This window comes from Pseudomonas sp. H1h, assembly GCF_000633255.1.
In the GTDB taxonomy this organism is placed as follows: domain Bacteria; phylum Pseudomonadota; class Gammaproteobacteria; order Pseudomonadales; family Pseudomonadaceae; genus Aquipseudomonas.
In genome coordinates this window covers 127,400-149,648 of the sequence record NZ_AYMJ01000020.1, presented here as the reverse complement: position 1 = coordinate 149,648, position 22,249 = coordinate 127,400, and the positions used below count along the sequence as shown (strand labels likewise).

23 protein-coding genes are annotated in these 22,249 nt (G+C 61.0%); 12 read left to right on the top strand and 11 right to left on the bottom strand.

Annotated features, from left to right (window positions below):
• The first annotated feature begins 1 nt into the window (after position 1).
• The 5 genes from livM to U862_RS0118700 all read left to right on the top strand — a co-directional run bounded on the left by livM (position 2) and on the right by U862_RS0118700 (position 5,476).
• Positions 2-1,303, top strand: coding sequence for a high-affinity branched-chain amino acid ABC transporter permease LivM (livM, locus tag U862_RS0118720; protein ID WP_025111827.1), 1,302 nt, complete (start codon positions 2-4; stop codon positions 1,301-1,303).
• Positions 1,300-2,172, top strand: coding sequence for an ABC transporter ATP-binding protein (locus U862_RS0118715; RefSeq protein WP_025111826.1), 873 nt, complete (start codon positions 1,300-1,302; stop codon positions 2,170-2,172). Before livM ends, U862_RS0118715 begins: the two co-directional genes overlap by 4 nt.
• Positions 2,169-2,885: an ABC transporter ATP-binding protein gene (locus U862_RS0118710; RefSeq protein ID WP_025111825.1), complete on the top strand. Its 717-nt coding sequence runs from the start codon at positions 2,169-2,171 to the stop codon at positions 2,883-2,885. Before U862_RS0118715 ends, U862_RS0118710 begins: the two co-directional genes overlap by 4 nt.
• Before the next feature lie 746 nt (positions 2,886-3,631).
• Entirely contained in the window at positions 3,632-4,396 is a 765-nt protein-coding gene (locus U862_RS0118705) for an SDR family oxidoreductase (RefSeq protein ID WP_025111824.1), read from the top strand.
• Positions 4,397-4,570: 174 nt separating this feature from the next.
• Positions 4,571-5,476 (top strand): cation diffusion facilitator family transporter, encoded by a 906-nt coding sequence (locus tag U862_RS0118700; protein ID WP_025111823.1) that lies wholly within the window; start codon positions 4,571-4,573, stop codon positions 5,474-5,476.
• Positions 5,477-5,599: 123 nt separating this feature from the next.
• Here U862_RS0118700 and U862_RS0118695 read toward each other — a convergent pair whose 3' ends face one another.
• The 7 genes from U862_RS0118695 to U862_RS0118665 all read right to left on the bottom strand — a co-directional run bounded on the left by U862_RS0118695 (position 5,600) and on the right by U862_RS0118665 (position 10,899).
• On the bottom strand, positions 5,600-6,733 hold the full coding sequence (locus U862_RS0118695) for an AGE family epimerase/isomerase (protein ID WP_025111822.1): 1,134 nt from the start codon (positions 6,731-6,733) through the stop codon (positions 5,600-5,602).
• A 179-nt stretch (positions 6,734-6,912) separates the two neighbouring features.
• Positions 6,913-7,485: a HupE/UreJ family protein gene (locus U862_RS0118690; RefSeq protein WP_025111821.1), complete on the bottom strand. Its 573-nt coding sequence runs from the start codon at positions 7,483-7,485 to the stop codon at positions 6,913-6,915.
• A gap of 27 nt (positions 7,486-7,512) precedes the next feature.
• Positions 7,513-8,127 carry an urease accessory protein UreG gene (gene ureG, locus U862_RS0118685; RefSeq protein WP_025111820.1) on the bottom strand — a complete coding sequence of 205 codons (615 nt, stop codon included), beginning with the start codon at positions 8,125-8,127 and terminating at the stop codon, positions 7,513-7,515.
• 23 nt (positions 8,128-8,150) lie between these two features.
• Positions 8,151-8,825 (bottom strand): urease accessory protein UreF, encoded by a 675-nt coding sequence (locus U862_RS0118680; protein WP_025111819.1) that lies wholly within the window; start codon positions 8,823-8,825, stop codon positions 8,151-8,153.
• Positions 8,822-9,322, bottom strand: coding sequence for an urease accessory protein UreE (gene ureE, locus U862_RS0118675; RefSeq protein WP_025111818.1), 501 nt, complete (start codon positions 9,320-9,322; stop codon positions 8,822-8,824). Before ureE ends, U862_RS0118680 begins: the two co-directional genes overlap by 4 nt.
• A 306-nt stretch (positions 9,323-9,628) precedes the next feature.
• Complete coding sequence (locus U862_RS0118670) at positions 9,629-10,261, bottom strand: TetR family transcriptional regulator (protein WP_025111817.1); 633 nt, start codon at positions 10,259-10,261, stop codon at positions 9,629-9,631.
• Between the two features lie 173 nt (positions 10,262-10,434).
• Positions 10,435-10,899, bottom strand: coding sequence for a hypothetical protein (locus U862_RS0118665; RefSeq protein WP_025111816.1), 465 nt, complete (start codon positions 10,897-10,899; stop codon positions 10,435-10,437).
• A 385-nt stretch (positions 10,900-11,284) separates the two neighbouring features.
• Here U862_RS0118665 and U862_RS0118660 point away from each other — a divergent pair, with 385 nt between their 5' ends.
• On the top strand, positions 11,285-13,360 hold the full coding sequence (locus U862_RS0118660; protein WP_025111815.1) for an AsmA family protein: 2,076 nt from the start codon (positions 11,285-11,287) through the stop codon (positions 13,358-13,360).
• Positions 13,361-13,479: 119 nt separating this feature from the next.
• Here the strand turns inward: U862_RS0118660 and U862_RS0118655 are convergent, their stop codons facing one another.
• The gene (locus tag U862_RS0118655) at positions 13,480-14,013 is read right to left on the bottom strand and encodes a bacterioferritin (RefSeq protein WP_025111814.1); all 534 of its coding nucleotides are present in this window, start codon (positions 14,011-14,013) and stop codon (positions 13,480-13,482) included.
• Between the two features lie 91 nt (positions 14,014-14,104).
• Positions 14,105-15,022, bottom strand: a complete 918-nt coding sequence (locus tag U862_RS0118650) for a LysR substrate-binding domain-containing protein (RefSeq protein WP_025111813.1) — start codon at positions 15,020-15,022, stop codon at positions 14,105-14,107.
• A 120-nt stretch (positions 15,023-15,142) separates the two neighbouring features.
• Here U862_RS0118650 and U862_RS0118645 point away from each other — a divergent pair, with 120 nt between their 5' ends.
• From U862_RS0118645 to U862_RS0118635, 3 genes are all read left to right on the top strand, one after another.
• Entirely contained in the window at positions 15,143-15,781 is a 639-nt protein-coding gene (locus U862_RS0118645; RefSeq protein WP_025111812.1) for an FMN-dependent NADH-azoreductase, read from the top strand.
• Positions 15,782-16,087: a multidrug efflux SMR transporter gene (locus U862_RS0118640; protein WP_025111811.1), complete on the top strand. Its 306-nt coding sequence runs from the start codon at positions 15,782-15,784 to the stop codon at positions 16,085-16,087. It begins immediately after the preceding gene.
• A gap of 91 nt (positions 16,088-16,178) precedes the next feature.
• The gene (locus U862_RS0118635) at positions 16,179-17,069 is read left to right on the top strand and encodes a triacylglycerol lipase (RefSeq protein ID WP_025111810.1); all 891 of its coding nucleotides are present in this window, start codon (positions 16,179-16,181) and stop codon (positions 17,067-17,069) included.
• Between the two features lie 159 nt (positions 17,070-17,228).
• Here the strand turns inward: U862_RS0118635 and U862_RS0118630 are convergent, their stop codons facing one another.
• Positions 17,229-18,116 (bottom strand): DMT family transporter, encoded by an 888-nt coding sequence (locus U862_RS0118630; RefSeq protein ID WP_025111809.1) that lies wholly within the window; start codon positions 18,114-18,116, stop codon positions 17,229-17,231.
• A 96-nt stretch (positions 18,117-18,212) separates the two neighbouring features.
• Between U862_RS0118630 and U862_RS0118625 the strand changes: the two genes are divergently transcribed.
• The 3 genes from U862_RS0118625 (at position 18,213) to U862_RS0118615 (ending at position 20,698) form a co-directional block, all read left to right on the top strand.
• Positions 18,213-19,007, top strand: a complete 795-nt coding sequence (locus U862_RS0118625) for a helix-turn-helix transcriptional regulator (protein ID WP_025111808.1) — start codon at positions 18,213-18,215, stop codon at positions 19,005-19,007.
• A gap of 63 nt (positions 19,008-19,070) precedes the next feature.
• Entirely contained in the window at positions 19,071-19,376 is a 306-nt protein-coding gene (locus tag U862_RS0118620) for a PsiF family protein (RefSeq protein WP_025111807.1), read from the top strand.
• A 308-nt stretch (positions 19,377-19,684) separates the two neighbouring features.
• Entirely contained in the window at positions 19,685-20,698 is a 1,014-nt protein-coding gene (locus U862_RS0118615) for an AI-2E family transporter (RefSeq protein WP_025111806.1), read from the top strand.
• A 114-nt stretch (positions 20,699-20,812) separates the two neighbouring features.
• Here the strand turns inward: U862_RS0118615 and U862_RS0118610 are convergent, their stop codons facing one another.
• Positions 20,813-22,087 (bottom strand): Hsp70 family protein, encoded by a 1,275-nt coding sequence (locus tag U862_RS0118610; protein ID WP_025111805.1) that lies wholly within the window; start codon positions 22,085-22,087, stop codon positions 20,813-20,815.
• Between the last annotated feature and the right edge of the window lie 162 nt (positions 22,088-22,249).

Sequence of the window (22,249 nt, the reverse complement as noted above, 5' to 3'; positions counted from 1 at the left end):
GATGTCTTCAACCACTCAAAAAAACATCGATATCAAAAAAAGCCTGGTTGAGGCGATTCTTGCCGGCCTCATTGCCCTGATCGTCTTTGGCCCGATTGTCGGCGTGGTGCTCGAGGGTTACAGCTTCAACCTCCAACCGACCCGCGTGGCCTGGATCATCGGCATTGTCATGATTGGCCGCTTTGCCCTCAGCCTGTTCCTGCAAACGCCCAGAGGCCTGAAGATTCTCGACGGATTCGAGAGCACCGGTTCCGGTGTGCATGTGCTGCCTGCCGATCACAAGTCCTCGCTGCGCTGGATTATCCCGTTACTGATTGTGCTTGCGGTCATCGTGCCGTTTGTTTCCAACTCCTATCTGTTGGGCGTGGTCATCCTCGGGCTGATCTACGTGCTGCTGGGGCTGGGGCTCAATATCGTGGTCGGCCTCGCTGGTCTGCTCGACCTCGGTTATGTGGCGTTCTACGCCATCGGTGCCTACGGTCTGGCGCTGGGTTATCAATACCTCGGGCTGGGCTTCTGGACCGTGCTGCCACTGGCGGCGATCACCGCAGGTCTTGCCGGCTGCATCCTCGGTTTCCCGGTGTTGCGTCTTCACGGTGACTATCTGGCGATCGTGACCCTGGGCTTCGGTGAAATCATTCGCCTGATCCTCAACAACTGGCTGTCGCTGACCGGTGGCCCGAACGGCATGCCGGCGCCGCTGCCGACGTTCTTTGGTCTGGAGTTCGGCAAGCGGGCGAAGGATGGCGGGGTGCCGTTTCACGAGTTCTTCGGCATCGCCTACAACCCGGACGTGAAGTATTACTTCATTTACGCGGTGTTGTTCCTGGTGGTGCTGGCTGTGCTGTACATCAAGCATCGTCTGGTGAAGATGCCGGTAGGCCGCGCCTGGGAAGCTTTGCGTGAAGACGAAATCGCCTGTCGCTCGATGGGCCTCAATCACGTGCTGGTCAAACTCTCGGCGTTCACTATTGGAGCATCGACAGCCGGTCTGGCCGGGGTGTTCTTCGCCACCTATCAAGGCTTCGTCAACCCGACCTCGTTCACCTTCTTCGAATCGGCGCTGATCCTCGCCATCGTCGTGCTCGGCGGTATGGGTTCGACCATCGGCGTGGTGATCGCGGCGTTCGTGCTGACCGTTGCCCCGGAACTGCTGCGCGGCTTCGCTGAATACCGCGTGCTGCTGTTCGGCATCCTGATGGTGTTGATGATGATCTGGCGACCACGCGGGCTGATCCGCATCAGCCGTACCGGGGTCACTCCACGCAAAGGTGCCATTCACTATGAGAGGACTGCGCCATGAGTGAAGTCGTACTCTCTGTGGAAAAACTGATGATGCACTTCGGTGGCATCAAGGCCCTGAGCGATGTCAGCCTCAAGGTCAAACGCAACTCGATCTTCGCCCTGATCGGCCCCAACGGCGCAGGCAAGACCACCGTGTTCAACTGCCTGACCGGCTTCTACAAGGCCTCTGGCGGCAAGATCGAACTCAACGTGCGCGGCCAGCAGACCAACGTCATCAAACTGTTGGGCGAGTCGTTCAAACCGACCGATTTCGTTTCGCCGAAATCCTTCCTCAGTCGCCTGTACTACAAGATGTTCGGCGGTACGCACCTGGTGAACCGTGCTGGCCTGGCCCGGACGTTCCAGAACATTCGCCTGTTCAAGGAAATGTCGGTGCTGGAAAACCTGCTGGTGGCCCAGCACATGTGGGTCAACCGCAACATGCTGGCCGGCATCCTCAACACCAAGGGCTATCGCAAGGCCGAAAGCGACGCGCTGGATTGCGCGTTCTACTGGCTGGAAGTGGTGGATCTGGTGGACTGCGCCAACCGCCTGGCCGGTGAGCTGTCCTACGGCCAGCAACGCCGTCTGGAAATTGCCCGGGCCATGTGCACGCGACCGCAGATCATCTGCCTCGACGAACCGGCCGCCGGCCTCAACCCTCAGGAAACCGAAGCGCTGAGCGCGATGATCCGGCTGCTGCGCGACGAGCACGATCTGACCGTGGTGCTGATCGAACACGACATGGGCATGGTAATGAGCATTTCCGACCACATCGTGGTGCTGGATCACGGCGTTGTCATCGCCGAGGGCGGCCCCGAGCAAATCCGTCACGATCCGAAAGTGATTGCCGCCTACCTGGGCGCCGACGAAGAGGAGCTGGTATGACCCGACCGATCCTCGAACTCAAAGACCTCGACGTGTTCTACGGTCCGATCCAGGCCCTCAAGGGCGTATCGCTGCAGATCAACGAAGGGGAGACCGTGAGCCTGATCGGTTCCAACGGCGCGGGCAAATCCACGCTGCTGATGTCGATCTTCGGCCAGCCACGGGCCGCGGGCGGGCAGATCCTTTATCAAGGCGTCGACATTACCCACAAGTCATCGCACTACATCGCCTCCAACGGCATTGCGCAGTCGCCTGAAGGGCGGCGGGTGTTCCCCGACATGACCGTCGAGGAAAACCTGCTGATGGGCACCATCCCGATTGGTGACAAGTATGCCAAGGAGGACATGCAGCGCATGTTCACGCTGTTCCCGCGGCTCGAAGAGCGCCGCACTCAGCGGGCGATGACCATGTCCGGCGGCGAGCAGCAGATGCTTGCCATTGCCCGGGCATTGATGAGTCGGCCAAAGCTGTTGCTGCTCGATGAACCGAGCCTGGGCCTGGCGCCGATCGTGGTGAAGCAGATCTTCGCAACGCTGCGCGAACTGGCGAAAACCGGGATGACGATCTTTCTGGTCGAACAGAACGCCAACCATGCGTTGAAGCTGTCGGATCGCGCGTATGTGATGGTCAACGGCGAGATTCGCCTGACCGGTACCGGCAAGGAACTGCTGGTGAACGAGGAGGTGCGCAACGCCTATCTGGGCGGGCACTGACGCTTCTTGAGTTGTCCACAAGCCCCGCGACGAAAGTCCCGGGGCTTTTTACATCTCAAACTCACCGCAAGTTCTGATCTTCGCCATTTTTCAGAATTGTGGAAAACAAATTCCCGAAGCTGCCAAAGCGCGACATATAGACGCTGCAAATGGCTGTTTTTCCACAGTTTTGACTTGTCCCCGTTTGCTGTGGAACTGGCTGTGAATAACGTGGGAGTAGCTGGCTGCAGCCCTTTTGAAACGTGGCTTGCAGGGCGGTGAGTGTTTTTTGATCAGGCGTTTTTACTGGAGCTGAAGCCGTCGTTGTCAACCTTTTTATACTCGCGACCAGACAGACGATTCCATGTGAGCAAGCCTGTGGATAAGTCTGTGACTAAACTCTGGAAAGACCGCGCTGAGGGCCGTAATTACTGGCCTCGCGCAATCACTGAGGTGACTGGTCGGTCGTGCAAAATGCCATGCCCGGCACAACTGCCGCTTCAGGGTCAAGCAAAAAACTTTCTATTTCCCGCGCAAAGCCTTGTGTGGCGTGGCTTTGCGCGTTTCCACTTGCCCCCGGAAACTGTGGAAGGGACTGTGGATAAGGTGCGCGCACATGGCTACAGGCCACGGTCGCTATAGGTTTGGCAGGGTTGGTTGTTTTTTGTACAGCTTGTGGGTGTTGCCCGTGAAAGCGCGGGCGGGCATGCTGCCTGCTGATTTTCTATTCCAGGGGCTGCCCCGGCGGCCGAAGCAAGGAGAACACGATGTCCAACACCCTGTTTATCACCGGCGCGACGTCCGGATTTGGTGAAGCCTGTGCCCGCCGTTTTGCCGAGGCTGGCTGGAAACTGGTGCTGACCGGCCGTCGTGAAGAACGCCTCAGCGCTCTGTGCGCCGAGTTGTCGAAGCAGACCGAAGTGCATGGCCTGGTGCTTGATGTGCGTGATCGCAAGGCGATGGAAGAGGCAATCGCCAATCTGCCGCCATCCTTCGCCAAGCTGCGTGGCCTGATCAACAACGCCGGGCTGGCGCTGGGCGTCGATCCGGCGCCCAAGTGCGACCTCGACGACTGGGACACCATGGTCGACACCAACGTCAAAGGCCTGATGTACAGCACCCGTCTGCTGCTGCCGCGTCTGATCGCGCATGGTCGCGGTGCCGCCATCGTCAACCTCGGCTCCATCGCCGGTAACTATCCTTACCCGGGCAGCCACGTGTATGGCGCGACCAAGGCGTTCGTTAAACAGTTTTCGCTGAACCTGCGTTGCGACCTGCAAGGCACTGGCGTGCGCGTCAGCAACATCGAGCCGGGTCTGTGCGAAAGCGAGTTCTCGCTGGTGCGTTTTGCCGGTGACCAGGAGCGTTACAACGCCACTTACGCCGGGGCCGAGCCGATCCAGCCGCAGGACATCGCCGAGACCATCTTCTGGGTGATGAATGCGCCGGCGCACATCAATATCAACAGCCTCGAGCTGATGCCGGTGAGCCAGACCTGGGCCGGGTTTGCCATCGAGCGTAACAAGGCCTGAGACCGGGTTGAGGCCATTCGCGAGCAGGCTCGCTCCCACTTTGCAATGCATTCCTGTGTGGGAGCGAGCCTGCTCGCGAAGGGGGCAAATCAGCCAAAATAGGGCAATAAGGTAAACTCATCTCCGATAAACCCCACCGCGCCCCGCGGTTCAAGGGTTTTTAGAGGAGGCTACGTGAGTAACCGAGGTGAGCAGGCGCTGCTCAAACAATCGACCATCCTGATGTTCGCGGTGTCGATCGCCGGGATCGTCACCGGTTTTATTTCTGGTTCGCAATCCATCCTTTTCGATGGTTTTTTCTCGCTGATCGCCACCTTCATCAAAGTACTGATGCTGATCACCGCCAGGCTGATCGCCAAAGAGAGCAATCATCGCTTCCAGTTCGGCTTCTGGCATCTGGAGCCGATGGTGTTGCTGATCGAGGGCAGTTTCCTGCTGTTGATCGCCATCTATGCGTTTCTCAACGGTGTGTTCGGCATCATCAACGGTGGCCGCGAGATCGAACTGGGGCTGGTGATCATTTATGCGGCGGTGTTCACCGTCGTTGAATTCGCCTACTTCTTCTACGTGCGTCGACGCAATCGCAAACTCAAGTCCAGCCTGATCCAGTTCGACAACATCAGTTGGCTGGTGGACGCGATGCTGTCGGTCGGCCTGTTGATCAGTTTTCTCGCGGCGCTGTTGCTCAAGGCTCAGGGCTTTGAGGAGTGGGCAAAGTTTGTCGACCCGCTGATCCTGATCGTGCTGGCCCTGACCATGTTGCCACCGGCATTCAAGATCCTTGGCCCGGCGCTGCGCGATGTACTGGGCATTGCCCCGGACACGCTGGATGACCAGGTGCGGCAGGTGATGGAGGCGGCGAAGGTCGAGCATGGTTTCGACGATTACGTGACCTACGTGCAGAAGCACGGGCGGGCGCGATTCATCGAGATTCATGTGGTGTTGCCGGCCGATTATGCGCTGAGCAGCGTGGGTCAGCTGGATACGCTGCGTGAGGAGATTTCGGCGCAGTTGGGCGAGCCGGATGCGGCGCGATGGTTGACCATCAGCTTTACCGGCGACAAGAAGTGGATTGCCTAGAGACCGTGTAATGGCTATTCGCGAGCAGGCTCGCTCCCACACTGGAATTGTGCCGGACACAATATTTGTGAACAGCACAGGTCAACTGTGGGAGCGAGCCTGCCCGCGAAAGCTGTCTGTCAATCAACGCAGATAGTCGGCCAGCCCGCTGTAGCACGTCGCCAAGTGATAAGGCGTCGTCGACGGCATGTCCTTGCGGCTGACTTCACCCTGCTCATCCCGGCACTCATGCCACCCGCCCGCATGCAGAAACCGCTGCTGCAGCGCTTGCAACTGGCACAGCACCGTAGCTTCGCTGCCCGGGCGCAATGTCAGTGCACGCAGGTATTCCGCCTGAGCCCAGATGCGCTGGGTCGAATCCTTCGGCCGTCCATCCAGTTGCAGATCGAGCATCGCCCGCACCGCACCTGAAGGCTGTTCAACGCCGAACTGTTCGGTGAAAGCGAATGCCCGGTCCAGCGCCGCGTGCAGTTTCGAGCCGCGCAGCAATGGCGACGATTCCAGCAGGAAATACCATTCGAACTGATGGCCCGGTTCGTACCAGTTATCCACAGCGCCCAGCGGTTTCTCCATCAGCACGTTGTCTTGCGGGTCGACGAAGTGTTTGTGCATGGCTGTGCATAACTCGACCAATGCTTGCTGCGTCTGCGCATCTTCGCGCACGGCGAGGGTGGCGAGGAATGCTTCGGCCAGGTGCATCAGCGGGTTTTGCAACGGGCCGGTTTGCAGGCTGCTCCAGTCGCGGTCCAGGCATGCTTCGTACAAGCCATCGCCGGTGGCAAAGCGTTGGGCGATAACTTCCAGTGCGGCGTTGAGCGTGGATTCCACCAGTGGCTCGCCGGACTTGGCCCAGTAATGTGCGCAGGCGAACAGGATGAAGGCGTGGGTGTAGAGGTCTTTGCGTTGATCCAGCGGCTGGCCCTGCGCATCGATGCTGTAGAACCAGCCACCGTGCTCGGCATCGTGGAAGTGCCGTTGCAGCGAGCGGAACAGTGCGGCGGCGCGCACATCGGCGTTATCCACAACCCCGATCAGGCTGGAAAACAGATACAGCTGCCGTGCGCAGGCCATCGCTCGATAGCGTTGTGGCAACAGCGGCTGGTGGGCGGCGTCCAGTGCTTCGTAAGGCAGCGCCATGTCGGCGTTCCAGCCCGGGCCTTGCCAGAGCGGCACGATCACGTTCAGAAAGTGCTGTTGCACGTCGCTGAACAGGGCGGTCAATTCAGGCAGGGAGGTGGAGCGGGAAGCATGGGGCATTGGCGGACGTCGTCACGGCTGGGGCGATTGCGCGACATGGTAGCAGAGCGGCGGCCTGATGAGACGGGTGTCTGTCAGTCCGCCTTCGCGAGCAAGCCCGCTCCCACAGTGGATTTGCAGCGTACACAAAACCTGTGAGAGCGGGCTTGCTTGCGAAGGGGCAGTTCAGGCGATAGAGATCAACCGGCCAGCAACCACGCGCCAGTCACTGCCGAAGCCGCACCCGCCAGTCGCACCAGCGGCGCGGCAGCCTGTGGCAGGACGCGAACAACCGCATAACCCGCCGCATGCAACGCAGCAGTCGCAGCCACGAAACCGGCGGCATACGCCCAAGGGCTGGTCATGTCCGGCAACTCCAGGCCATGCGCCACACCATGGAACAACGCAAACAGCGCCGTTGCGGCCACCGCGATCACCAGCGGCGGACGCACGGCCAGCGCCACCGCCAGACCCAGCGCCAGCACGGACGCGGCGATCCCGCTTTCCAGCGCCGGCAGCTCCAGCCCTTCGAACCCGAGCATCCCGCCGATCAGCATAGTGCCGACAAACGTGCACGGCAGCGCCCAGCGCGCGGCCCCTTGCTGCTGCGCCGCCCACAGGCCGACCGCGACCATCGCCAGCAAGTGGTCGAGGCCGCCGATCGGGTGGCTGATACCGGCGACCAGACCGCTGTCGCCGTGGCCCGGGTGGGCGAAGGCCAGTGCCGGGGTCAGCAGCAGCGCCACGGCGCCGAGAATGCGTTTGAGTGTCATGGATAAGCTTCCTTGTTGGTCAATAAGTCAGGCGGCGTTCAGCAGGCCCTGGCGCTCGATGAAGGCGATGATCTCGTCCAGGCCCTGGCCGGTTTTCTGGTTACTGAAGACAAATGGCTTGCCGTTGCGCATGCGCTTGGTGTCGCTATCCATCATTACCAGCGAAGCGCCGACCAGCGGCGCCAAGTCAATTTTGTTGATCACCAGCAAGTCCGACTTGCAGATACCGGGCCCACCTTTGCGCGGGAGTTTGTCGCCGGCCGAGACGTCGATCACGTAGATGGTCAGGTCAGACAATTCCGGGCTGAACGTTGCCGACAGGTTGTCGCCGCCGGACTCCACCAGAATCAGGTCCAGCCCCGGAAAGCGCCGGTTCAGTTGGTCGACCGCCTCGAGGTTGATCGAGGCGTCTTCACGAATCGCCGTGTGCGGGCAGCCACCGGTTTCCACGCCGATGATCCGTTCAGGTGCCAGCGCTTCGTTGCGCACCAGAAAATCGGCGTCTTCGCGGGTGTAGATGTCGTTGGTGACGACGGCCAGGTTGTAGCGTTCGCGCAGCGCCAGGCACAGGGCCAGGGTCAATGCGGTCTTGCCGGAACCGACCGGACCGCCGATGCCGACGCGCAGGGGTTGTGTGTTCATGTGCTTCTCCAAGATGACAGGCCCTAGGAACGGAACAGGCGGCTGTACTGGCGCTCATGCGCCATGCACGCCAGGGACAGGCCAAACGCGGCGCTGCCCAGGTGTTCGGGATTGATGCGGGTGGCGTCCTGCTGCGTCTGTTGCAGCAGTGGCAGCAGTTCGCTGGTCAAGCGCTGGGCGGCTTGCTGGCCCAGCGGCAGGGTTTTCATCAAGACGGCGAGCTGGTTTTCCAGCCAGCTCCACAGCCACGCCGCGAGGGCGTCCTGCGGGCTGATGCCCCAGGCGCGAGCGGCGAGTGCCCAGCCGAGGGCCAGATGCGGCTCGGCGCATCGTTCGAGAAAGGTCCTGGCCGGTGCGTCGAGTTCCGGCAAACCGTTGAGCAATTGCTGCAACGAGTAACCCATCTGCCGGCTCTCCAGATGCAACTCGCGGGTCTCGCGGCTGGCGCGGTGGGTTTCGCAGATGCGCAGCAGTTCATCCCAGTTTTCCTCGGCCGCCGCCTGACAATGGGCGAGCAACAGCGGCGCTTCGAAACGGGCAAGGTTGAGCCGCAACTGATCGCTGATCCAGCGGCGGGCGCTTTCCGGGTTGTTCACGCGGCCGTTATCCACCGCCATTTCCAGGCCTTGCGAATAGCTGTAGCCGCCAATCGGCAATTGCGGACTGGCCAGGCGCAGCAGCGCCCAGGCCGGATTCACAGGCGTACGCCGAACTGATGGAGTTTGGGCGCGTAGTTGAAGTCTTCGTCGCCGTGCCGCGAATGGTGATGGCCACCGCCGTAGGCGCCGTGTTCTGGCTGGAACGGCGCTTCAATCGCCTCGACCTGCGCGCCGAGCTGTTCAAGCATGGCCTTGAGCACATAGTCGTCGAGCAGGCGCAGCCAGCCATCGCCCACTTGCAGCGCAACGTGGCGGTTGCCCAAGTGATAGGCGGCGCGGGTCAGTTCGAAGGCATTGGCACAGGTGACGTGCAGCAGTTGTTCGGGGCGGGCGCAGACGCGAACGATGCGGCCGTCCTCGGCCTGCAGGCATTCGCCGTCATATAACGGCGGCTGACCGCGCTCCAGAAACAACCCGACGTCTTCGCCATCGGCACTGAAACAGCGCAGACGGCTTTTGCTACGCGCTTCGAAGGTCAGGTGCAACTCAGCGGACCAGACAGGTTGAGGGTCGATTCTGCGATGAATCACCAGCATCGGAAAGCTTCCAGCAATGGACTTGTAGGGAGGGCTAGAGCAAGGGGCTTGCCAACCGGACGAGATGTAGGAAATCCCTGTCGGAGCGTAGTGGATGTTTCAAGATGTTGCAGAATTTTGGAAGATTTTGGTGCGTGAAGATTTTTACATGCACCAAATGTGAGCTTCGACACATAACCAATGTGGTAGCGGGCTTGCTCGCGAAAGCGCTCTTGCAGTCAATTCATGGCTGACTGAACGGACGCTTTCGCGAGCAAGCCCGCTCTCACAGGGGATCTGAGTTGTGTCTGAAAAAGAAAGAGGGGATTACTCGGTGCTGCCCAGCCCTTGCCAGTGCTTGAGGCCGATAAAGATGAAGCGCAGTTGCTGGGTGATCTTCGCCTGTGGCGTCAGATGTTCCGGCAGGGCTTCGGCGGGCGGGTCGATGATGTCCGGCAGGGTGGCGAACACCGATTTGACGATCAGGTCGGCCATCACGCTCAGGCCGGCAGCGTCCAGATGTTGCAGCTTGGGCATCAGCGTCAGGTCGGCCGCGAGGTCGGCGCTGATGTTCTCGCGCAGACGGCCAATCGCCTGGCGCACCGGCAGCGAGCCGCCGTACTGCTCGCGAGCGAGAAAGAGGAACTGCGAGCGGTTGGCGCTGACCACGTCGAGAAAGATCCGCACCGAGGCATCGATGATGCCGCCCATGACGAATTCGTTGTGGCGCACCAGGCGGATGGTCTCGCGGAAGGTCTGGCCGACTTCACTGACCAACACCAGGCCCAGCTCGTCCATGTCGGCAAAGTGCCGATAGAAACCGGTGGGCACGATGCCGGCGGTCTTGGTCACTTCGCGCAGGCTCAGGCTGCCGAATCCTCGGCCGCTTTCCATCAAATGGCGGGCAGCGTCCATCAGGGCATTGCGGGTCTGTTGTTTCTGTTCGGCGCGGGGCAGCATCGCAATGGCGTTTTCTTGAGCGGGACAAGCGCCGCACTCTAGCAAATCGGCTTTGTCGGCGTCGAACGGCAGGGGAGCGTCAGCGAGGGGAAATACGGTTTTGCGATGGGCCGGGGCTTAAAAAGTCAAAAGCCCAATCGGCTGATTGGGCTTTTTTCCAGGCCGCCACGGGCTTAGCTCAAGGCGCTGTTGCGTTCGATCACGCGGTCACCACCACCTTCGGCCAGCGTTTGACCTTGTGGGGTTTTGTCGTAGCCGTCGGAAGCCAGGGTCTGACCTTGTGGGGTTTTGTCGTAGCCGTCGGAAGCCAGGGCCTGACCTTGTGGAGTCTTGTCATAGCCGTCCTGAACCAGGCCTTTCTCTTCGAGGCGATCACGGCCACCTTCTGCTACAGCTTGACCTTGTGGCGTCTTGTCGTAGCCATCTTGTACCAGGCCTTTTTCTTCCAGGCGATTACGGCCGTTTTCAGCCAGGGTCTGACCTTGAGGAGTGCGGTCGCCACCGTCAGCAGCAACAGTCTGGCTGAACACCGAGTGGTTCGATTTCACTTGTGGGGTAGCCTGATCGGCAGCGGGCAGGGCGAAAGCAGCGCTGGCTAGCATCGACAGGGTAAGGCTGAGCAGTAATTGGCGTTTCATGATGGGTTGCTCCTTGGGAGGGCGATAAAGTGGGTACGAAGCCAATGCTACTCTCGATAAGTCGATATAAAAGTTCATAAACGCAATGGTAATAATCAACAGAATTGATTGTTCTGCCGAGGCGCTCTAGCTCGGGCGTTTGCGGACGGTGGTTTTGCACCGCAGTGGGTATTTTCCACTCACTCGCGCCTCGCAAATGTGCGGGTGGCGGTAACGCTGTTCGACCATTCGGTCAGCATTCGGGCGATTTTTTGTCCTGGAATCTATATTCCGATTAAACCTGCGCACTGTTTGTCAGTCGTAGATTTCATGAGGGCCGCTTTGGCCCGCCGTTTCAGCTGTGCGTCGCGAAGTCGGCGTGCGGTCGTCATCAGGAGTCTTGTGCATGACGCGCACCGGAAAAATCTTCAGTTGGACCTTCGCCACTCTCGTACTGCTGCTGGCAATGATGGTTCTGATCATCGTGTTCTTCGATTGGAACCGGATCAAACCGCCGCTCAACGCCAAAGTCTCGGAAGAACTGCATCGACCGTTTGCCATCAATGGCAACCTCGCGGTGCTCTGGCAGCGCGAGCCGGACGAAGGTGGCTGGCGGGCCTGGGTGCCATGGCCGCACGTGGTGGCTGAAGACTTGACGCTGGGCAATCCCGATTGGTCCAGGCAGCCGCAGATGGTCACGCTCAAGCGCGTGGAACTGCGTATCTCGCCACTGGCACTGCTGGCGCAGCGAGTGACGATCCCGCGCATCGACCTGACCGAGCCCAACGCGCAACTGCAACGCCTGGCCGATGGCCGCGCCAACTGGACGTTCAAGTTCGATCCGAAGGACCCGAATGCCGAGCCGTCCAGTTGGGTGGTGGACATCGGTGCAATTGGCTTCGACAAGGGCCACGTCACGCTGGACGACCAGACGCTGAAGACCAATCTGGACGTGGTGATCGATCCGCTGGGCAAGCCGATTCCGTTCAGCGAGATTGTCGGTGACAAGGCCGCGAAGACCGCGCAGGACAAGGGTGCCGCGCCACAGGACTATGCCTTTGCGCTGAAGGTCAAAGGTCAGTACCACGGTCAGAATCTCACCGGCCAGGGCAAGATCGGCGGGCTGTTGGCGCTGCAGGACGCGAACAAACCGTTCCCGCTGCAGGCCCAGGCGAAGATCGGTGCCACCAGCATTGAACTGGCCGGCACCCTGACTGACCCGCTCAACCTCGGCGCCCTCGATCTACGTCTGAAACTGGCCGGCGCCAGCCTCGGCAACCTCTATCCGCTGACCGGGGTGACGCTGCCGGACACGCCGCCGTATTCCACCGACGGTCACTTGATCGCCAAATTGCATGACGCCGCAGGTGCCAGATTCACCTATGAGCAGTTCAACGGCAAGATCGGCGGCAGTGACATTCACGGTGACCTGACCTACGTCGCCAGCCAGCCACGGCCAAAACTCAGCGGTGCGTTGCTGTCCAATCAACTGCTGTTCGCTGACCTCGCGCCGCTGATCGGTGCCGACTCCAACGACAAGCAAAAGGCCCGCGGTGGCGAGAGCAAACAGCCGACGGACAAGGTGCTGCCGGTCGAGGAGTTCAAGACCGACCGCTGGCGCGCGATGGACGCCGACGTCGAGTTCACCGGCAAGCGCATCGTGCACAGCGAAAAACTGCCGTTCACTGACCTTTACACCCACCTGAAACTCAACGATGGCGAACTCAGCCTCGAGCCGCTGCGCTTTGGCGTGGCCGGCGGCAATCTGGATGCGCAGATTCGCCTCAACGGCCGTACCGAGCCGCTGGAGGGCCGGGCCAGACTGACCGCGCGCGGCTTCAAGCTCAAGCAGTTGTTCCCGACCTTCGAACCGATGAAAACCAGCTTCGGTGAGCTCAATGGCGATGCCGACATCAGCGGTCGCGGCAACTCCGTCGCCCAACTGCTGGGCGGTGCCAACGGCAACCTGAAGATGCTGATCAACGACGGTGCGATCAGCCGTGAGCTGATGGAACTGGCGGGGCTCAACGTCGGCAACTACGTGGTCGGCAAGATCTTTGGCGACAAGGAAGTGAAGATCAATTGCGCCGCAGCGGATTTCGACATCAAGACTGGCCTGGCGACCACACGCCTGTTTGTCTTCGATACCGAGAACGCGATCATCTATATCGACGGCACGGCGAATATGGCCACCGAGCAACTGGACCTGACCGTGACCCCGGAATCCAAGGGCTGGCGTTTGATTTCGCTGCGCTCGCCGTTGTACGTGCGCGGCAAGTTCATCAAGCCCGATGCTGGGGTGAAGGCGGTGCCGCTGTTGTTGCGCGGGGCGGGAATGGTCGCGTTAGGCGTGATCGCTGCGCCGGCGGCGGGGCTGCTGGCGCTGGTGGCGCCGAGTGGTGGTGAGCCGAATCAGTGTGCGCCGTTGCTGCAACAGATGAAGGCGGGCAAGGCGCCCGTCACCGTCAAGCCTACAAAGTGATCGGTGACTGACAGGGCCGCTTCGCGAGCAAGCCCGCTCCCACCCTCGACCGTATTTCATCTGGATAAATACGGCCGAGGGTGGGAGCGGGCTTGCTCGCGAAGGCGGTTTTGAATGGCTTACAGGTCTTTCAGAATGTCGGCCATGTCATCGGCATGCTCTTCTTCCTGCGCCAGGATGTCTTCGAAGATGCGTCGGGTGGTCGGGTCTTTTTCGCCGATGTACTGAATGATCTCGCGGTAGCTGTCGATCGCAATCCGCTCCGCCACCAGGTCTTCGTAGACCATTTCCTTCAAGGTGTTCCCGGCCACGTACTGGGCATGGGACATTTTTGACAGCAGGTCCGGGTTGAACTCCGGCTCACCGCCCAGTTGCACGATGCGCTCGGCCAGACGGTCGGCGTGTTGCGCTTCCTGGGTGGCGTGTTCGAGGAATTCGTCAGCCGCCACATTGGCCTTCAGGCCGTTAGCCATGAAGTAGTGACGCTTGTAACGCAGTACGCAGACAAGCTCGGTGGCCAGCGATTCATTGAGCAAGCGCAGCACTTCCTCGCGGTTGGCGCTGTAGCTCTCGGTTACCGCGCCGTTCTCGACGTGTTGCCGTGCGCGTGCGCGCAGGGTTTGTACATCAGACAAATGCAGGTCATCGCTCATTTCGATCTCCAGGAGGCTAATCCAATGGGCGCCACGCTCTACAGGCGTGATCGCGTACCCAAGTTGTGAGTCATGCGCGATGCAAAAAGTTTTATGAGATTTCGGGCGACCTTGGCGTCAGCCCGGACAACTGCGCTTCCTCACGCAACCAGGCAAAAAATGCCCGCACCGGCGGATGCCGCTCGCGCCCCGGCACGCACAGTGCGCTATAGCCCGCGCCATCGACCTGCGCCTGGCCCTTGTACGGCACCAGCAAGCCACTGGCGACGCTTTGCGAGACCAGAATATTGCTCGCCAGCACCAGGCCTTGCCCGGCAATCGCTGCTTGCAGGGCGTAATGCTCCTCGTCGTATTCTCGGACCGCCGGTTGCTGCTTGAGCCAGTGTTCGCCGGATTTGGCGCACCACGCCTCCCAGCCATGGGCATATAGCTTTGAGTTGTGCCACCGCACGCTGATCAGCGCCGGCGTGCGCCGGGCGGCCAGCGCCACCTGCTCCGGCGAGCCATATACGCCGAACGACTCATCGAACAGGCACAAGCCGTAGAGAGTGGGGTAGTCGTCGAGGCTGTAGCGCAGCACCAGATCGACGCTGGCGTCCTGATGCAGGTCGATGACTTCGCAGTGGGTGTCGAGCCGCACGTTGATGTTCGGGTGTTGTGCATAAAAACGCCCGAGGCGCGGCACCAGCCACAACGCGGCAAACGCGGCGGTGGTCGACAGCGTCAGGCTGCTGCCGCTGCGGTGCGGGCGCAGGGTGTCGACGCTCTGCGCGACTTCCAGCAGTGCGCCGTGCAGGCTGCGAAACAGCCGCTCACCGCCCTCGGTCAGGCGCACCTGACGCGGCAAGCGTTCGAACAGCGCCACGCCGAGCCAGTCTTCCAGCGAACGGATCTGATGGGAAATGGCCGTGGGCGTGACCGACAACTCTTCAGCGGCAGCCTTGAAACTCAGCAGGCGCGAGGCGGACTCGAAGGCGCGCAAGGCGGTCAGCGGCAACGAAGCGAACATTTGAAAACTCCATGGATGAAATAGATTCATCCAGACTGATTTTTACTCATTTGAGGCTGTGCTGATCTGCCAGCAATCTGGCGCTACACACCACTCAAGTCTAGTCTCAAGGAGTTTCAGATGAGCAAGATTCTTGCGATTCATGCCAGCCCACGCGGTGACCGTTCACACTCACGGCGCCTGGCGGAAAGCTTCCTCAGTGCCTGGCAAGTGCGCCACCCACAGGCGCAGGTCACCCGTCGCGAAGTCGGACGGGCACTCATTCCGGCAGTCAACGAGGCATTCGTGGCGGCGGCGTTCTACCCGCAACCGCAAGCGCGGCCGTTGTCGATGCAGGCGGATCTGGCGCTCAGCGATCAACTGGTCGGCGAGTTGTTCGAGCATGACCTGCTGCTGATTTCCACGCCGATGTACAACTTCAGCGTGCCCAGTGGCCTCAAGGCCTGGGTCGATCAGATCGTGCGCCTGGGCCTGACCTTCGATCACACCCTCGACAACGGCGTGGCCCAGTACACACCGCTGCTGCAAGGCAAGAAAGCACTGATCGTCACCAGTCGCGGCGGGTCCGGTTTCGGCCCCGGCGGTGAACTGGAAGCACTGAATCACGCCGATCCGTGGCTGCGCACCGCGCTGGGGTTTGTCGGCATCAACGACGTCAGCGTGGTCGCGGCCGAGGGTGAAGAGTCGGCGGAACGCACCTTCGCGGTGTCGGTGGCCGAGGCCGAGCAGTGTTTGCTCGACCTCGCCCTGGTGTTCTAGATGGCCTGGCTGTTACTGCTGATCGCCGCCGGGTTCGAAGTCACGTTCGCCATGAGCATGAAGTACGCCGAAGGCTTCACCCGCTTGTGGCCGTCATTGATCACTGTGGCGGCGGCGATTGGCGGGATCTGCTTCCTGACGTTGGCGATGCGCGAGTTGCCGGTGAGCGTCGCCTACCCGATCTGGACGGCGATCGGCTCGTTGGGCACGGTGTTTCTCGGTTTTGCCCTGCTCGGCGAAAGCCTGACCCTGGTCAAACTGCTATCGGTGGGGCTGATTGTGGCGGGGGTGGTGGGGCTGAAGTAGGCTGGTCGTGGCGTTGTCATCATCGAGGAGGATGCTTGGCGGGCGTTTTGCACGTCTGGCATCCACTCAGCGACCACAAGGATGTTTGCCCATGTCACAAGGTACGGCGACACGTTATCCATTGGTGCTGGTGCCGGGCATGCTCGGCTTTATCCGGCTGCTGCTGTACCCGTACTGGTACGGGATCATCAAGGCGTTGCGCCGCGGTGGTGCGACGGTGATCGCGGTGCAGGTGTCGCCGCTGCATTCCACCGAAGTGCGCGGCGAGCAGTTGCTGGCGCGGATCGACGAGATTCTGCGCGAGACCGGCGCGGCCAAGGTCAATCTGTTCGGCCACAGTCAGGGTTCGTTGACCGCCCGTTATGCCGCTGCCAGGCGACCGGATCTGGTCGCGTCGGTGACCTCGGTGGCCGGGCCCAATCACGGTTCGGAACTGGCTGACTATCTGCAAAAACACTACCCGGCGGACAGCGCCAAGGGTCGCCTGCTTGAGGCCCTGCTGCGTTTTGTCGGCTGGCTGATGGCGGTGCTGGAAACCGGTTACCACGGGCCGAAACTGCCGGTCGATATCCACGCTTCGCACCAATCGCTGACCCACGAGGGTGTGGCGCTGTTCAATCAGCGTTATCCACAGGGCCTGCCCGAGAACTGGGGCGGACACGGGCCGGAAGAGGTCAACGGCGTGCGGTATTACTCGTGGTCGGGCACGTTGCAACCCGGCAAGACCGATCGCGGCGGCAACCTGTTTGATGGCACCAACCGCAGTTGTCGGCTGTTCGCGAAAACCTTCGTGCGCGAGCCAGGGCAGTGTGACGGGATGGTCGGGCGGTACAGCTCGCACCTGGGCACGGTGATTGGCGACGACTATCCGCTGGATCACTTCGACATCGTCAACCAGTCGCTGGGGCTGGTGGGCAAGGGTGCGGACCCGGTGCGGTTGTTTGTCGAGCATGCGGCGCGGCTCAAGGCTGCCGGCGTGTGAAGGTCAGTTACACCGCGTTATCGTTCTTCGCGAGCAAGCCCGCTCCCACATTTGGAATGCGTTCCCCTTTGGGAGCAATCCTGCTCCTACAGTTGTCCGCATTCCACCTGTTGGAACTCGGTCGAATGTGGGAGCGAGCCTGCTCGCGAAGAGGCAGGATCAAGCGACGCTGAGTTTGCGGCCCAACACCGTGGTCCAGCGCTCGGAAAGAATCACCCCGCCCAACGTCAGCAGACCACCGACCAGGTGATACATCGCCAACTCTTCCTTCAACACCACCGCGGCAATCAGCGCGGTAATCAGCGGCAGCAGGTTGAAAAACAACGTCGTGCGGCTCGGTCCCAGGCGCTGCACAGCCTGCATCCACGCCAGCGGCGCGAGCATCGACGCCAGCAGGCACGCATACAACACCAGCGGAATATTCTGCAGGGTCAGGCCGGTTTTCGGCGACGCGGCATACAGCGGAAACAGCACCACAATCGCCACCAGCACCTGCAGGTACAGCAACACCAGCGGCGGCAGGCGCAACTGCCATTTTTTCAGCAAGGTGCTGTAGATCGCATAGGCCAGGGTGGCGATCAACATCATCGCATCGCCCATGTTCACCCCGTGTTGCAGCAAGGCGCCGAGGCTGCCGGACGACACCACCACCAGTACGCCGGCGAACGACAGCACCGCGCCGAACAATGCACCGGCGGTCAGGCGCTGGCCGAGGCTGATGATCGCCATGGCCAGGGACATCAGCGGCATCAGCGACAGAATGATGCCCATGTTGGTTGCTGTGGTCAGGGTCGCGGCGAAGTAGGCCAGGCTTTGATAGACCGCCATGCCCAGCACGCCGAGGATGAAGATCTTGCCCAGGTTCGGGCGAATCTGCGGCCAGTGCGCGATCACTGCCTTGAGCATGAAGGGGGTGAACAGCAGGCCGGCCAGTAGCCAGCGGTAGAAACCGATCTCGGCGGGGAAGATCGCCCCGACGGCCAGTTTGTTGATCACGGTATTGCCGGCCCAGATGAAAATCGCCAGCAGGGGAAACGCGTATTGCATGGGTTAAAACCAGAACGTTGATGAACGGTGATTATCCCCTGTCTGGATGCAGCCCTATACTGCGAACCAGACAACCTGCCTCTGAAACCGGACAGCATGAACAGTAAACACATCGATCTGCTGGATTTCAGCGAACTGCCGTCAGCGGTGTACTTCCGCTACGCCGACTTCAACACCCATGAATACGCCGCGCCGCACCGTCATCCGTGGGGCACGCTGGAGTATGCGGCCCACGGTGTGCTGCACATGGACGTCGACGGCAGCCGCTTCATGTCGCCGCCGCAATATGCGGTGTGGGTGCCGCCGCAGGTCGAGCACAGTTTCTACAGCCACCAGCCGGTCAATTATCGCGCGGTGTGCCTCGATCCCAAGGTCTGTGTCGATCTGCCGGCACGGGCCTGCACGCTGGCGATCAGCGACATCCTCAAGGCGATTCTCAAGGACTTCGCCGCCCGTGACGTGAAAATCCCCGAACTCGCTGCCGACCAGCGCCTGGCCCAGGTGCTGGTCGATCAGTTGCAACAGGCGCCGGTGCATGAATGCTATCTGCCGTATGCGAGCCATCCCGGGTTGCTGGCGATCCTCGACGCGCTGCAGGCCGACCCCGGGAGCAATCAGCCGCTGGCGCACTGGGCGGCGCAGGTGCACGTCAGCGAGCGCACGCTGGCCCGGCAGTTTGTGCGCGAGCTGGGGATGAGTTTCGGCGAATGGCGCCAGCGCCTGCGTTATCTGGCAGCGATCGAGGCACTGGAAAGTACCCGGAGCGTGCAGGAGATCGCCTTCGACCTGGGTTACAGCAGCGGCTCGGCGTTCATTGCCATGTTTGCCCGGCAGGCGGGGTGCACGCCGGAGCAGTATCGTCGCAGCCACCTGGAAGGCAGGAAGGTGTAACAAGATTTGGCTACACTTCAGCGGAGGCCGCATCCATCGGTGCGGCGACAAGGAGAAAACTCCATGAAGATGTTGCGTGTCCCTTTGTTGATGATCGGTCTGCTCCTGTGTTCCCAGGGTTTCGCCGCCACGGCGCAACAGAACAAAATGACCACCTGCAATGCCGACGCTACCGCCAAGAGCCTCAAGGGCGATGAGCGCAAGACTTTCATGAGCACCTGCCTCAAGGCCGCGCCGGCCGCCAACGACGCCAAGACCCTGACCCCGCAGCAGGAAAAAATGAAAACCTGCAACGCCGACGCGAAAACCAAAGCCCTGACCGGCGATGCGCGCAAGACATTCATGAGTGATTGCCTGAAGAAAAAATGATTCTCTGATCAGTGGGTGAGCGTGCCGGCCTCATCGCGAGCAGGCTCACTCCTACAGGGGAACGCATTTCAAGTGTAGGAGTGAGCCTGCTCGCGATGGCGTCTGCTGCTGCACCGCCAATCTCAAACCCTGCATAACCCAGGGGTTGCCACATGGGTGGTGAATGCAGCAGTTCCAATGTGGGAGCGAGCCTGCTCGCGAAGAGGACGGTCATGGCACCGCCAATCTCAAACCCTGCATATTTCTAGTGCTCACCCCGGATCGCTGGCAGACTGCCAATCCTTTTACGCCGTTCGTTTTGAGGCTGTATGCCAACGTTTTCTGAGCGTCATGTTGTGTTTTGGGTCAGTTGCATCATCATTTGCGGCGGTTTGCTGCTGGCGTTGCCGTTGCGCTTGTTGCCCAGCCTGCTGGCCGGTCTGCTGGTGTTCGAGCTGGTCAACATGCTCACCCCGCAACTGCAACGGCTGATCGAAGGCCGGCGCGCGCGCTGGCTGGCGGTGGCGCTGCTGGGCACGCTGGTGGTCAGTGTGCTGGCGCTGATTTTTGCCGGGGCCATCAGTTTCCTGCTGCACGAAGCGGAAAATCCCGGCGCCTCGCTCGATAAATTCATGGGCGTGGTCGATCGCGCTCGCGGTCAACTGCCGCCATTTCTCGACAGTTACCTGCCTGCCAGCGCCGCCGAATTCCGCGTGGCCATTGGCGACTGGGCGAGTAAGCACCTGGCCGACCTGCAACTGGTGGGCAAGGACGCCGCGCACATGTTCGTCACCTTGCTGATCGGCATGGTGCTGGGCGCGATCATCGCCCTGCAGCGAGTGCCGGACCTGACCAAACGCAAACCGCTGGCCGCCGCGCTGTTCGACCGTTTGCACCTGCTGGTGCAGGCGTTCCGCAATATCGTCTTCGCGCAGATCAAGATTTCCCTGCTGAACACCTTCTTCACCGCGATCTTCCTCGCGGTGATCCTGCCGCTGTTCGGCATCAAGCTGCCGCTGACCAAGACTTTGATCGTCCTGACCTTCCTGCTCGGCCTGCTGCCGGTGATCGGTAACCTGATGTCGAACACGCTGATCACCATCGTCGGCCTGTCGCTGTCGATCTGGGTGGCAGTGGCGGCGCTGGGCTATCTGATTTTCATCCACAAGCTCGAATACTTCCTCAACGCGCGCATTGTCGGCGGGCAGATCAGTGCCAAGTCGTGGGAGTTGCTGCTGGCGATGCTGGTGTTCGAAGCCGCGTTCGGCCTGCCGGGAGTGGTGGCGGGGCCGATTTATTACGCGTATCTGAAGAGTGAGTTGAAGCTGGGCGGGATGGTCTGATCCAGGCTTTGTAGCGTCTGAGCCGGCGCTGTCGCGAGCAAGCCCGCTCCCACAGGATCACACCGAACCTGTGGGAGCGGGCTTGCTCGCGAAGGGCGCACCGCTCATTCTGGATCAGTTCATCGAGCCATAACGTTTCATGGCCTCGATCGCCAGACCGCTGCCGATGCTGCCAAAGATGTTGCCTTCCACGTGCCGCGCGTTCGGCAGCATTGCCGAGACGCTGTTGCGCAGCGCCGGGATGCCGCTGGAGCCGCCGGTGAAGAACACTGTGTCGACCTGACCCACGGCCACGTTCGCGTCGTTCAACAACTGCGTGACGCTGCCACGCACGCGCTCAAGCAGCGCGTCGATGGACGATTCGAACAAGGCGCGGCTCAGTTCCACGCTCAGGCCTGGCTCGATCCGGTCCAGCGGCACATGACGGCTGTCGGTGTGGGTCAGCTGGATCTTGGTTTCTTCGACTTCCATCGCCAGCCAGTGCCCGGCGCGCTGTTCGATCAGCTTGAACAGGCGATCGATGCCGCCAGTGTCCTCGATGTCATAGCGCATGCTGCCCAGCGCCAGGCTGGATTTTTGCGAGTACACCGAGTTGATGGTGTGCCAGGTCGCCAGGTTCATGTGGTGGCTGGTCGGCATGTAGGCGCCGCTTTTCATGCGGCTGCCATAGCCGAACAGCGGCATCAGGCCTTGCAGGCTCAGCTGTTTATCGAAGTCGGTACCGCCGATGTGCACGCCGCCGGTGGCGAGGATGTCGTCGTGGCGGTTGTCCATGCCGCGACGCTCGGGCGACAGGCGCACCAGCGAGAAGTCGGACGTACCACCGCCGATGTCGACGATCAGTACCAGCTCTTCTTTTTCGATGGTCGACTCGTAGTCGAAGGCTGCGGCAATCGGCTCGTACTGGAACGAGACGTCCTTGAAGCCGAGCTTGCGCGCCACTTCCACCAAAGTGTCTTCGGCTTCCTGGTCGGCCAGCGGATCGTCATCGACGAAAAATACCGGGCGACCCAGTACCACTTGTTCGAATTCCCGACCGGCGGCCGTTTCGGCGCGGCTCTTCAGTTGTCCGATGAACAGGCCGAGCAAGTCCTTGAACGGCATCGCCGTGCCGAGGACGCTGGTGTCGTGCTTGATCAGCTTGGAACCGAGCAGGCTCTTGAGCGAGCGCATCAGGCGGCCTTCGTAGCCTTCCAGGTACTCGTGCAGCGCCAGGCGACCGTAAACCGGGCGGCGCTCCTCGATGTTGAAGAAGACCACCGACGGCAGGGTGATCTTGTCGTCTTCCAGCGCGATCATCGTTTCCATGCCGGGGCGCAGCCAGCCGACGGTGGAGTTGGACGTGCCGAAGTCGATGCCGCAGGCACGGGCTGGAGAGGCGTCTTTCATGTCTTTCGGTTCCGGTCAAAAAAACGGCCGCGCAGTGTATGTCAGTGCGCGCCAGATTCGAAGGCCGGTCATCAGCTATTTCGCGACTAGACTGGGTTGAAAGCGCGGACTTTGCCCCAAACTTGCTGGCATGGGCCGGCAGAACCACCGGCGGTCGCAAGA